The following is a 12,986-nucleotide window of genomic DNA, read 5'->3' on the forward strand; positions in this document are numbered from 1 at the left end:
TACGCTATTTATTCATGATGAGGACAGGGGGGTGAAACGCGGGTAAATTTGAACCCCACGGATGGAGTGCGAGTTATGGTAAACATCATGTTTGACCTTGTGCATTTTCCACCCCATGGGGTTCTGCCTTTATTATTCACAATTTCTTGTTTTATATTCATTCATATTAAAAAAACGAACTCATATTTTTAAGTATAAAATAAAGGAATGAAAGTGATCTGATGACAGGGGATACCACAGTCATGGTTCCGGAACCATCAAAAAAGGAAGGGGTTCCCGTTTCCCGGAAAACCACAGTATCCGTCCTTTCAATCATCGTGGTGTTCTTGTTATTGCTGATCATCGTTCTGGATTGTATCTACTACAGGAATCGATTTTACCCGGGAATATTTATCGAGGATATCTACGTCGGGAACAGGCACAGCAACGAGGTGGCGCCTTTGCTTGAAAACAGTTTCGATGGCTTGAAGGCAAAGGAAATTATTTTTTTGCACGATCAGATCGAACCGTTCTCCGTGTCCTGTTCAGATGCAGGAATATCTTTCTCCGTGGAAGATACATTGCAAGAGGGGATGGCGACAGGGCGTTTCCGCTTGTTTGGAAAATTGTTGGTTGGCAACCCCATATCAAGGATTTCTTTGCTGGTCCATAATCATCGGAGCCGAAAAAAAGTGACGCTTGAAGAAGAAATATTCTCGGAAATGATGAAGGGGCTGGCTAACCGGTACATGATATTGCCTCGTGATGCCTCCTTTGAGATACAGAATGACCATATAAACATATGCCCTGAAGAAAAGGGACGTTATTTGAAGGTCGCGGCCACACGGAACAAAATAATCCGTGCCGTTGAAAGGCATGGCAAAAACAAATCTTCTGCAAACAGCATCGAGATAAGGCCGTTGACAGGGGCCTGGCCGGCGGCAATAACAACATATGACCTGGAAAGGATGGGGATCAAAGAAAAAATCAGCAGTTTTTCCACGCCGATAGGCCCGGGAAATGCGAACCGCACGCACAACATTGTACTGGCATGTTCCATGCTTGATGGATACATACTGGCTCCCGGGGAAATATTTTCTTTCAACAATGTCATCGGTGCTGCTTCGTGCAAGGATGGTTTCAGGGAAGCACCCATCATCAGCAATGGCAAGCTGGTTCCGGGGGTGGGAGGGGGGCTCTGCCAGGTTTCTTCAACATTGTACAACAGTGCCTTGCTGGCGAACTTGAAGATCGTTGAAAGACATGGCCATTCACTCCCTGTGGGGTATGTGGAAATTGGCAGGGATGCCACCATAGCCTATGATTACCTGGATTTGAAATTTGAAAATACGCTGGGTAGTTACATCATGATCGGCACGGAGGTAAAAAATGGCCGCCTGATTGCCCGGCTATACGGCCAGGAAAATGAAACGAAGATCAGGATCACCTCCACGGACAAAATCCGCATTGCTCCACCGATAGTTTTGGAGAATGACCGGGGCATGAAGCCAGGTGAAATCGAGATGATACAGAAAGGTTCCCCGGGCTACAGGATCACCACCTGGCGGCTCTTGCTGGAAGAAGAAGCCGAGATTGGCCGGGAAAAATTGTCCGATGATTATTATAAACCCGAACCATTCATTTATCGTGCCGCTCCGTGATGAATAGTGATATACTTGAAAAAAAGTCCAGGGGGGAATAAATTGGACAGGCCATACGATGTGGTAGCCATCGGTGATTCGATTACCCAGGGTTTCCCCTTTTCTGAGGAATGCTCATGGGTCAATATCATCTCGAAAAAATATGCTCTCAAGATCGGGAACCGTGGTATATGTGGTGACCTCACCGCTGATATGTGCAATCGTTTTATTCGGGATGTGGTCAGGGAGAGGCCCCGGGTGGTGATCATTCTTGGGGGTTACAACGATGCCTTCTGCGGGGTGCCACTGGAAAAGGTGGCCTTGAACTTTCGCAAGATGCATGATGAAGCGCGGAAACATGGTATTGGAACTGTCATGGGGCTGCCTACCCCGGTAGCTTTTTACAACATTGAATCAACATTGGCGGAATACAGAAATTGGATCAGGGATTATGCCCGGGCGGAAGGAATCGGGCTGATCGATTTTTACAATCCATTTCTGGACTCATCCAACGGTGGTCCATTGCCCGGCCTGACCGTCGATGGAGCGCATCCCGGCATCGAGGGTTACAGGGTGATGGCCGGGGCAGTCGATAAGGAGATTTTTGCTCCCTTTACATCGAAAAAAGGCGGGTAGATGAAAGATTTTATCAACATGCATGCCTCTGGCGTTGACACCTTCTGTTGATCATTATCTTCTGAAAGGGAATACTAAAGACATCAAGATCGAGGAAGGTGACGGTTATGCCTCAAATCAGACCCAGGATAGAAAAATGTATAGAGGGGCTCAAAGAATCATCGGCAGAACTGAGAATTGCAGCAGAAGAAACGGAAAACGAACAGGCCCGAAATGCTTTCAATCAAACTGCCAGGATGGCAGACGAATGTGTACAAAAATGCCAGATAGCACTCAACCAGCTAAAATAACATTGTCAACAAACGAAAATTTTGATAACAGGGCAGCTGCAGACGCTGCCCTGTTATTTGGAATCATGACATGGAACAATCAGGGCAAGAATGATATACTCAATAAGAATTTCATTATTGTTTGGGAGTGTGACAGGAATGCCAACAGTGAGAGTCAGATTTGCGCCGAGCCCTACAGGGGAATTGCATATCGGGGGAGCCAGAACGGCCCTTTTCAACTGGTTGTATGCTCGCAAGAAAAATGGCGTTTTCATTCTGAGAATTGACGATACCGATGCGGAACGTTCCCGGGAAGAATACTGGACGGGAATCATCGAGGCCATGAATTGGCTCGGGCTGGACTGGGACGAGGGCCCCGACAGGGGCGGGGATTATGGGCCCTATGTCCAATCGGAGAGGTATACGTCCTACATGAAAGAGATCAACCGCCTTCTTGAAACCGGTAAAGCATATCATTGTTATTGCTCAAAAGAGAAACTGGAACGGGGCCGGGAAGAAGCGCGCCGCCAGGGAAAACCTTATGTATATCCCGGTACCTGTCGGAAATTGGACAGGGCTCCGGAGGGGGATAGAGGGGTAAAGCCTGTAGTCAGGCTGCGTACACCGGACACCGGGCAGACGGTGGTTCATGATCGGATCAGGGGGGAGGTCAGTTTCGATAACAGCATCCTTGATGATTTTATCATTTTAAAATCGGATGGGGTCCCCACCTATAACTTTGCGAGCGTCGTGGACGATTGGGAGATGAAGATAAGCCATGTCATACGGGCTGAAGAACACCTGTCAAATACTCCCCGCCAGCAACTTGTGGCCGAAGCATTGGGTTACAGCTTGCCTGTATATGCACATGTACCGATGATTCTGGCCCCCGATCGTAGCAAACTGAGCAAAAGGCATGGGGCTACTTCAGTTCAGGAATTCAAGAATAAAGGGTTCTTGCCGGAAGCGTTGATAAACTATCTGGCATTGCTGGGCTGGTCTCCACCCGGGGAGGAAGAGATATTGCCGCTGGGCAGGATCATTGACTATTTTACCCTCGATCGGGTTGTGAAAACTGCGGCCATATACGACATCAAAAAAATAATATGGATCAACGGCCATTATATAAGGGAAAGTCCTACACAAAAGATGGCCGCCCTGTCCATCCCCTTTTTACAGCAAGCCGGTCTTCTGCCTGCTTCCGTTTCCAGCAGCGATATGAGCAGGGTGAACGATATATTTGCTGCTCTAAGCGACCGGGTCAAAACGATCGAGGAATTTGTGGATGCATCCACATATTTTTTTAAAAAAGATTTTGACTATGATGAAGAAGCGGCCAGGAAGGTACTGGGTAAAGAGGATGCCAGGGACAATTTGAGGTTATTCATTGATGGGTTGAAAGCAATGGATGATTTTTCACGTGACAGCATTCAGAAAATGATGGATGAACTGTTCGCAAAACATGAAATATCCCCGGGACGCTTGAACAGGCCGGTGAGGATTGCCATCAGTGGGCGCCCGATAGGGCCCGAACTGATCGACATTATACTTATCCTGGGGCGGGATGAAACCATCAGACGTTGCGAAAAAGCTGTGACATCCAATTGGTCATAGCAACCGTGGTCAGGGGGCCTGAAATTTTTGCGGTTTGAATGCGGGCTCGAACCCTTCCAATCTCTGTACGATATCGTTCCAGACCGGCAACAGACGATCATATTTGTGGCCGGGCATTTTGTAGGTTTCCGGGGTGGAATCGATCAGCAGGTGAAGTGGAATGATACGGTGCCGCCAATCGCGGTTAACCCTGGTAATGATATAATCAACATCCTTGATACGTGTATCGCCGGAGACCATTTCTTTTTCCAGTTTGATCTGCATCAGCAGTCCGTATTTTACCTCTTCGGTAGGTATTACACCCGGCCAGTGAAACTGATTGGAAATAAAGTTACCCATCGAGTAAACCAAAAATGTGCGATGAGAGCCCCCATCATCCCTCTCCGTGGTGATATATTCCATGGGCTGGATGACATGAGGATGGCATCCCAGAATCAGATCTGCTCCTGTTTCAGCCAATATTTGTGCCATTCGTTCCTGCCATGAATTGGGCGTAAATTTGTATTCATAACCCCAATGCATGTATACAGCCACGATATCTGCACCTTCCTTGCGCGCTGCAGCAATATCCGTTTCAAAAATGTTTCGCGTTTTCTCGAGTTGTGGATCGGCATCAAGATCGATGAAGTTGATAATATATTCCTGGCCGGCAGGGATGATCATGCCGTTGATGATATCCGTGTAAGCCAGGAAAGCAATCTTGATTCCATTCACATCCACAACAAGTGGGGTGTTTCTTTCCTCCGGACTTCTGAAAGTACCGAAGGTTTCGAGTCCGGCTTCCTGGAGAACATCGATCGTTCGTAGCAGGCCGGAGGCCCCCCTGTCAAGCGAATGGTTGTTGGCTGTGGCCATCAGGTCAAAGCCGACATCTTTCAAGTTACGCGCCAATGCATCGGGACTGTTGAACCGGGCCGGATCACCGCTGAAACCCCTTTCCTCACCGGCAAGCGTAGTTTCAAAGTTGCCCACGGCCAGATCGGCTTTCTTGATATACTCCTTGATAAATTCAAAACTGGGTGAGAAGTCATATTCCCCTGTTTGCCGATCCTTTGCCCCCTCGAGTTGTGAAGGATGCACCATTATATCCCCGCATGCAACCAGAAGAACTTCGCGATATTCCTCGGTTGGGGCTGGTTCATCGGCGATGGGGCTGTCCACGGTGGCTGGATTCTTGCCGGAATTGTAGAGGAAATAAAAGCCCAGGGCCAGGGAAAGAATTACAATTGCAGTGAGGGGTAAAATGTATTTTTTCTTTAATTTTTTACGGGTCTTTTTTTTGCTATAATTGTTGTATCCGTGCATGATTGCTCCTTGAATGTTCTACGGAATTATAACATAGTTTGCTGGCCGGAAAAACCCTTTTAAAAAAATATAACAATTTTGTAACAAAGCGTATTGAAGCTCGACAATTGAAAGACCGGGGCAAAAAAGAGGCGGAGCGAGGTGAATGAAACGCAACAGATATTTTGCAAATAACCGGGGGAGATCGATGTAACTGGAGGGGGCTGTTTTTTGCATACACGTTTTGCAAATAATAATGGTAAAACAGGGAGGAAGGTCCTTGAAATGAAAACATATACCGAATATTTCACGATCAACACTGACAAACGTAGAGAATATCTTGGAATTACGGATAGGGTGGAGGAAGCGGTACGGAAAAGTGGAGTTGAAGAAGGGATGGCCCTGGTTTCGGCCATGCATATAACTGCCGGGGTATATATCAATGATGATGAACCTGGGTTCAGGGCAGATATGGACAGGATGCTGGAAGGAATCGCCCCTTTTGGCAGAAGCTACGAACATCACCGGACCGGTGAAGACAATGGTGATGCACACTTGAAAAACATTCTGATGGGGCATCAGGTGATCGTTCCAGTTACCGCGGGAAGGCTAGATCTGGGCCCCTGGCAGCAGATATTTTACGCCGAATTTGATGGACGGCGGCCCAAGCGCCTGGTAGTCAAAATCATGGGGAGCTGACATCCAGGCAAGACAAATAACGTGAATAAATGAAGAAGTTTGCCCATATCATTTATTGATATTTGCTTTTGGCAAGGAGGGGCAGATGTGGATCAATTCAGCGTTTACGGACTGGCATTAGTCCCTGTTGTTGTGGGTCTTACCGAATTGTTGAAAAGGGCAGGTGTTCCCAAGAGTATAATCCCTGTGGTGTCAATAGCCCTGGGTCTTCTTTTTTCCTTTTTCTATCTGGCTCCCGGCGATCCGAAAAAAGCCATACTGATCGGCCTGGTCCTCGGACTATCATCCATGGGATTGTACTCGGGAGCGAAGAATACATACTACAAGATCAAGAACAGGGAATTGTAAAGGAAAGGGACAATCGGGTTGATTGTTTGCAAACAGGCCGCACGGGCCTGTTTTTTATTGTTCGTATGCTTATTAATTTGTTGAGAAGTGGCGTATTTAGAAGGATAATAATCAGCAGATGACGAATTAGAGAAATTACCTGCTCTTGCGAGGAGACACTATGGGTGAAGATATATTGTATTTTTATCATATCGGTATCTTTTTTCTTTTTGGCTCTTGCTGTTGTATTGCATGCTGACAGGTTGTACCCGGTGACGTTGGTCTGGGGCCTGGTCAATGCTCTTCTATTTCCGTTGTATTTAAGCTATTTTCAGCCCTTGACCTCGTTTCTGTTGTATATGATCGTTTTTTTGGCCGGGGGAAGGGTAATCTATACTGTTTCCCGGAGGCGCCGGCAAGAAGTGAATACATCGCGTGTCAGCCGGGAAAACAAGCAGGCTCCGGAAGGAACGGAGCAAGAAAAGGGGGGAGATGTATCAAAAGAAATAACCGATACGTCCCCGGTGGAGAGCGCCATGGCCGGGGATGGAAGGGCATGCCCATCCGGCCGCATCATGGAAACTCCCGGGAAAACCATTGTCACATGCACGAGCAGTGAACCAGAAATACCGGCCGATATTGAAGAACGAGCCGGCAAGGAGGGGGTTCCCTGTCTGCCCATCCCGAGGCCATTGCCTTGTTTGCCTTTGATCACGATGGAAGATCGCAGGAAAGAGCTGGCAGTCCTGCTGGAAAGGGGCATCACGGTCGATGAACTGGTAAATATCTATCTCCGGTGTCGCATGGAGAACAATCTGCTTGTTTCGGTGGAATACCTGCAGGCCGCTTTTTCCAGAACCGATGATTCTGGCATAAAATTACTTCTCTGTGCCGATCTGGTCATCATTTACAGGGAACTGGGCAGGTATTCGGAAGCCGCTACATTTGTTTCGTCATTTCTGAATGAAGAAGGCCAACTGCTGGAAACATCGACCCGGGAACATTTTGAGATGCTGCTGGTTTACCTGCAGGAATTGGACAAACTACTACAGAAGGATGGTCTTACGGGTACTTCTTATTCCGATTTGCCGGAAATGACAAAGTTGAAGGCCGGAAAAATATGGAAAAATAATACAATCTATCTTTAAGAAGGAGGAACAAAGCTCATGAAGCGAAGCCAGGAATTGTTGGGGATACCGATTTTCAGCATTAGCGAGGGTGTCCAGATCGGAACTGTCAAAGGTTTGCTGATAAATCCCTGCGAAAAAAATGTCGAGTTTTTGTTAATTGACGAACCGGGAGCATCAGAAGAGCTCAGGGGAATTTCTTTCCTGTCCGCGAATGCAATTGGCGATTTTGCCATCACGGTGGAAAAAGATTGCGGTGTAATTGATCTTCTGAAGGTAAAAGTATTGAAGAATCTGGTCGATGTCGGATTGGATATTTTCGGGAAAAAGGTCGTTAGCAACAAAGGGGCTTATATCGGAGATGTTTCCGAATACTCCATCAATACGGAGGACGGGAACATTGCCGAGTTCTTTTACCGTACAGAGGGAAACAATGAAACAGAATATGCCCTTTCTGCAGAACAGGTTATAACCATCGGCAAGGAGGCCCTGATAATCGATGATTCCATTGCTGCAGGAACAACCACTTCCGACCCGGTAAAACAGGAGGAGCAAGAACCGGCATCAACGCCTCAGGAAGAGTTGCGAAATTTTAAAGAGGGAGATGAAGGAACACCTGAATTGACGGAGGAGGTAGACATTGTTACCACGGGAGAAACAACAGCGGTTGAAACAGAAATTCCGGTGGTAGAGGTCCCGTTGGACGCTTCCGCAAAAGAGGAGGTTCAGGATCCCGTTGCTATCGAAAATGATGATATAGGCGAAGAAATTGAAATAGAAAAGTCCGCAGAGCCGGAGGCAGGTTCAAAACAAGAAACCTCCGAAGGCCAGGAGAAAACACTTTCGAAACTGGTTCAGCAACAGAGACAGTATATACTTGGGAAAACACTGATCAGGGATATAAAAGATGAAAATGGGGAGATACTGGCCAGGGAAAACGAGAAGGTAACCGATGAAATATTTTACCGTCTGTACAGTGCCGGGCCACAAAAAATAGTTGAAGCGATGACCTATGTGAAGGACTAATGCAGGGTATGCCGTAGAACAATTCCGCTTCAGGGTAATGTAACCGGATGAATAGAAAACGTTTGTTTTTTTTGCTGATGGTATTTTTCCAGGCTCTTGTCCTGGTCCTCGGGGGAGTGTGTTTTTCCTTCTTCGGGTATAACAAAGATACTTTTGGCCGCGAAATAACGATTTCCGGCATATCGGTGGCCGGGTTGTCGGAAAGTTCTGCAAGGGAAAACCTGAAGAAAGAACTTTCCTTGCCATCCAGGATAGTTTTCGTCTGGAAGGAAGAGGAGTATGCCATTCCTGTTGATGCCGGAAATATCTCTCATGATATTGATCTGTCCATTGATAGGGCCCTTCAGGCAAAAAATATATTTCATGAAATCGCATGGTTTCCGCCAATGATTGACTTTGCCGTACCCCTCGCAATAACGAAAGATTTCCTCCGTGAGGAAATCACGAAGATCAAGGGTGAATTTGATCGTCCCCCTGAAAATGCGCGGTTATTTATCAAGGAAGGGGTTCCCTACCTGGAAGAAGGGGTTCCGGGCCGCTGCCTGGATATTGTTGCTACCGAGCAGGAGGCCGTAAAACGGCTGCAAAGGGGGCAGACTTCAAACATACCCGTCAGGGCCGAAATACTTGAACCGGATATCAAGAGCAAGAACCTGCCCGATACCAACAATATTCTTTCCGAATACAAAACTTCGCTGGATGGGGTTCACGCCAACGCTGTCAACAACATCGGCATTGCGCTTGGTTTTTTGGATGGAACCATTATCGGGCCGGGAGAAACCTTTTCCTTCAATCTTGCAGTGGGTCCTGTTACGTCCGATCGGGGTTACAGGGAAACGGAGGTCCTTGAAAACCATGCGGAAACGATCGTGGGGATCGATGGCGGCTTGAATCAGCTTGCAACTACCACATATCAGGCAGCATTGCTTGCTGGACTGGAAATAATTGAGAGGCATCCGCATGGGGGAGAGGTTCCTTATGTCAGGCTGGGGCTCGGTGCCACGGTAAATTATCGTTCCAGGGATCTTGCGATCAAAAATACATATAAAGATCCGATTCTTCTGGTTGGCTCGGTAAATGACGGAGTCTTGAGAGTCAAATATTACGGTGCACCTGGACCCGATAGCGCATACACGGTTAAAATCGAGGCAAATATCGCGGAGACGATCCCCCCGATCAAGTTTGAGCAGGAAGCTCCAGGTTTGCCCAGGGGGCAGACAGAGATCGTCCAGGAGGCACGCGATGGATACCGCGTGGAAGTATTCAGGGTTGTGTATGATGGGAATAAAGAAATCAGGAGAGAATTGATCTACGAGGATTTATATCAGCCGGTAAATGAAATCATCCGTATCGGTACAAGAAGTGCACAATAAATCCATCTTGCAGGGCTGATTGAAGGATCAAGGCGGCCCTGTATTTTAAATGGTAATTAGTTAACATAAGATATATTATCGGAAGATAACAAAGAGTCAGAATCTGGCAGGTCGGTTATTGGCCCGCGATCACTGGCTTCTTCTCTCTTTTGTTCTCTTTTGTGGTTCATAGTATTTTTCCAAAATTATTTATTGACGATCATTTGACGATCATCAATCTTGAGATTTCGATTCGGTATATTCCATACAAATAATTTTTTTTAGCTTGAACACAACAAACTGGATTTTTCCACCGAATGCCTTGAAGAACATCGACAATGTTAAACGTGGAATGAAATGCCTGTCCCCCACCTTCCAAGTTTTTATAAAACACTCATTTTTGCAAAATTCATTGAAGTTGGACTTGTAGAGATCACACATGGCGGAATACCGGAACATGGTAATGACATTGTACGGATAATACAGACCCTGTCAAAGGTTATTGACAGGGCATTTCAAATACAATAAGATAATCATGACAATATAGATAAAATCGAAGAACGGAAACAGTACGGGAAGTAAATCCTTACAGAGAGCCGTGATCGCTGGTGGAAGACGGCAGGAAGCCCTTCTCCGAACTCCTCCGGGAGGTGCCCGGGTGAACGTAAAGAAACAAATAGCCCGGAGCCGCAACCCTGCGTTACGGGATCGAGTGGACTGGATATAAAGGCCTCCAGTCAAATAGAGTGGTACCGCGAAACTTTCGTCTCTTGACGGAAGTTTTTTTAAGAAAATGCATGGGAGGGATGGCCAGATGGGTAACCGGGAAAAAATATTTATATTTGACAGCACGTTGAGGGATGGAGAGCAGACTCCGGGTGCAAAATTGAATCTTGACGAGAAGATCAGGATAGCTCACCAGTTGGCCAGATTGAATGTTGATGTTATAGAAGCTGGTTTCCCGATTTCTTCACCGGGTGAACTGAAAGCTGTTGAAAGGATATCCAGGGATGTAAAAGGCCCTGTTATATGCTCCCTGGCCCGTTGCATCAAAAAAGATGTCGATGCTGCCTGGGAATCGGTTAGGGATGCCGAAAGGCCCCGTATTCATGTTTTTCTGGCGGCCTCCGAAATACACATGCGTCAGAAATTGAAGAAGGATCCGGAATTGCTTCTTGAACAGGCCAGGGAGGCAGTAAAATATGCTCGCAGTTTTACATCTGATGTGGAGTACTCCCCCGAAGACGCCACGCGGGCGGATGAAGAGTATCTTTTTCGGGTCATCGAGGAGGTCATCAAAGCCGGTGCCACTGTGATCAACGTGCCGGACACGGTCGGTTATGCGCTGCCCGAGGAATTCGGGGAATTGATACGCCGGATCAGGGAAAATGTGCCGGGTATGGAAAAGGTAGTGTTGAGTGTTCATTGCCATGATGACCTGGGGTTGGCGGTAAGCAATTCGCTGGCGGCCATAAAGAATGGTGCACGCCAGGTCGAATGCAATATCAACGGTATAGGTGAAAGAGCGGGCAACGCCTCGCTGGAGGAGATAGCGGTAGCGCTGCGTATACGCCAGGACAGAATGCCCTATTACACCGATATCAACCTGACTGAAATTTACCGCACCAGCAGGCTGGTCAGCAAACTGACGGGGATCCCCGTACCGATCAACAAAGCCGTGATTGGCAAGAATGCCTTTGCTCACTCGTCCGGTATTCACCAGGATGGAGTCCTCAAGGACAAGCAGACCTACGAGATAATTGATGCCAGGCTGATTGGTGGGAAGGCTGCCAAGATGGTCCTCACGGCTCGTTCCGGAAGGCATGCCTTGAAAAATGAACTGCAGGAAATGGGCTACACCCTTACCGAGGAGGATTTCAATTCTCTCTATTCGAGGTTTCTTGAACTGGCAGACAAGAAGAAAGAAGTTTATCGTGAGGACCTGGAAGCGCTCATATTCGAGCATATTTCCTTTACCGTTCCTACCTACAAGCTCGATTTCCTGCAGACCGTGGGTGGTAGCAAGAGTATCCCCGCAGCGATCGTCAGGCTGCTGAAAGGAGACGAGGCATTTGAAGAGGTGGCTGTCGGGGCAGGCCCTATCGATGCTGCTTACCTGGCCATCAACAAGATTACGGGCATAAACATCGAGCTTACTGCTTACCAGCTCAGTGCCGTTACCGGAGGTAAAGATGCGCTTGGCGAGGTTACGGTCAAGATATCCCATGACAACAAGATCATTACCGGCAGGGGGTTGAGCACCGATGTCATCGAAGCGAGTGTCAAGGCATATGTCAACGGGATAAATAAACTTATTGCCATCAACAATACCAGGAATGGCGCCTGATTTCAATCAAGGGCTTTTTCAGCCCTCAAGCCGATAATATTTTCCGATTGCAGGCAACCCTTGAGCAGATGAACGTCTCTGACGTTCTTATCGAGCCAGGCGGCTTCTTTTTCCGGCGAAAGGATCGCGGGCATGCGGTCATGGATGCTCCTGATGGTGGGGAGCGGAGAAGTGGTGATAATAACAAAGGCGGCATACTCCTCTCCCCCATTATCTTCGAAGATATCGAACAATCCGGCCAGGGAAAACAGACCATCTCCCTGGATATCGATCCTGTATTTGATTTTTTCAATACCTTCTTTCTTCCATTCGAAAAAAGCATTCACAGGCACGATGCACCTCTGTTGGCGAAAACTTCTCCTGAACATGGGCCGGGTGTCGGCTGTTTCTGCCCGGGCATTGATGACCATCCCCCGCTTCTGGAAACCGGGGAATCCCCAGCGCATCAATCTCAGGCTGTTTCCTTGCCCGTGATCCCTTACCACAACAGGCACCCTGAAGGAGGGAAACACCTCCCCGGTGGGAATATATCCTTCCGGATTTTTCATTTCGGCATCGTATCTCAGGCACAAACTGTCTATTTCATCACCCAGCCAGTACCGTCCACACATTTTTGACTATTCTCCTCCCCCATTGCTCAACATTTCCTCTGAAAATATTATAACTTCATGAATAATTGATGTCCA

General features: G+C 47.4%; 12 protein-coding genes and 1 other annotated feature. Of the genes, 10 read left to right on the forward strand and 2 right to left on the reverse strand.

Annotation, left to right across the window (positions count from 1 at the left end; all coding sequences use genetic code 11):
- Nucleotides 1–242: 242 nt before the first annotated feature.
- From GX364_01060 to GX364_01075, 4 genes are all read left to right on the forward strand, one after another.
- Nucleotides 243–1,640 (forward strand): hypothetical protein, encoded by a 1,398-nt coding sequence (locus GX364_01060; GenBank protein NLI69441.1) that lies wholly within the window; start codon nucleotides 243–245, stop codon nucleotides 1,638–1,640.
- Nucleotides 1,641–1,682: 42 nt separating this feature from the next.
- Nucleotides 1,683–2,255: a lysophospholipase gene (locus GX364_01065; protein ID NLI69442.1), complete on the forward strand. Its 573-nt coding sequence runs from the start codon at nucleotides 1,683–1,685 to the stop codon at nucleotides 2,253–2,255.
- 107 nt (nucleotides 2,256–2,362) lie between these two features.
- Nucleotides 2,363–2,545, forward strand: coding sequence for a DUF1657 domain-containing protein (locus GX364_01070; GenBank protein ID NLI69443.1), 183 nt, complete (start codon nucleotides 2,363–2,365; stop codon nucleotides 2,543–2,545).
- 138 nt (nucleotides 2,546–2,683) lie between these two features.
- Nucleotides 2,684–4,138 (forward strand): glutamate--tRNA ligase, encoded by a 1,455-nt coding sequence (locus tag GX364_01075; protein NLI69444.1) that lies wholly within the window; start codon nucleotides 2,684–2,686, stop codon nucleotides 4,136–4,138.
- A gap of 9 nt (nucleotides 4,139–4,147) precedes the next feature.
- Here GX364_01075 and GX364_01080 read toward each other — a convergent pair whose 3' ends face one another.
- A complete protein-coding gene (locus GX364_01080) occupies nucleotides 4,148–5,443 on the reverse strand; it encodes a CapA family protein (protein ID NLI69445.1) in 1,296 nt (431 codons plus the stop codon).
- A 264-nt stretch (nucleotides 5,444–5,707) separates the two neighbouring features.
- Between GX364_01080 and GX364_01085 the strand changes: the two genes are divergently transcribed.
- From GX364_01085 to GX364_01110, 6 genes are all read left to right on the forward strand, one after another.
- Nucleotides 5,708–6,121: a YjbQ family protein gene (locus GX364_01085; protein ID NLI69446.1), complete on the forward strand. Its 414-nt coding sequence runs from the start codon at nucleotides 5,708–5,710 to the stop codon at nucleotides 6,119–6,121.
- An 87-nt stretch (nucleotides 6,122–6,208) separates the two neighbouring features.
- The gene (locus GX364_01090) at nucleotides 6,209–6,469 is read left to right on the forward strand and encodes a hypothetical protein (protein NLI69447.1); all 261 of its coding nucleotides are present in this window, start codon (nucleotides 6,209–6,211) and stop codon (nucleotides 6,467–6,469) included.
- A 164-nt stretch (nucleotides 6,470–6,633) separates the two neighbouring features.
- Nucleotides 6,634–7,596, forward strand: coding sequence for a hypothetical protein (locus GX364_01095; GenBank protein ID NLI69448.1), 963 nt, complete (start codon nucleotides 6,634–6,636; stop codon nucleotides 7,594–7,596).
- An 18-nt stretch (nucleotides 7,597–7,614) separates the two neighbouring features.
- On the forward strand, nucleotides 7,615–8,601 hold the full coding sequence (locus tag GX364_01100) for a hypothetical protein (protein NLI69449.1): 987 nt from the start codon (nucleotides 7,615–7,617) through the stop codon (nucleotides 8,599–8,601).
- Nucleotides 8,602–8,648: 47 nt separating this feature from the next.
- Nucleotides 8,649–9,974, forward strand: a complete 1,326-nt coding sequence (locus GX364_01105; protein NLI69450.1) for a hypothetical protein — start codon at nucleotides 8,649–8,651, stop codon at nucleotides 9,972–9,974.
- 526 nt (nucleotides 9,975–10,500) lie between these two features.
- Nucleotides 10,501–10,727, forward strand: a binding site (T-box leader).
- 40 nt (nucleotides 10,728–10,767) lie between these two features.
- Nucleotides 10,768–12,300, forward strand: coding sequence for a 2-isopropylmalate synthase (locus tag GX364_01110; protein NLI69451.1), 1,533 nt, complete (start codon nucleotides 10,768–10,770; stop codon nucleotides 12,298–12,300).
- A gap of 2 nt (nucleotides 12,301–12,302) precedes the next feature.
- Here GX364_01110 and GX364_01115 read toward each other — a convergent pair whose 3' ends face one another.
- A complete protein-coding gene (locus GX364_01115; GenBank protein ID NLI69452.1) occupies nucleotides 12,303–12,911 on the reverse strand; it encodes an SOS response-associated peptidase in 609 nt (202 codons plus the stop codon).
- Nucleotides 12,912–12,986: the final 75 nt, after the last annotated feature.

The organism is Bacillota bacterium, assembly GCA_012518215.1.
Classification (GTDB): Bacteria; Bacillota; Dethiobacteria; order DTU022; family PWGO01; genus JAAYSV01.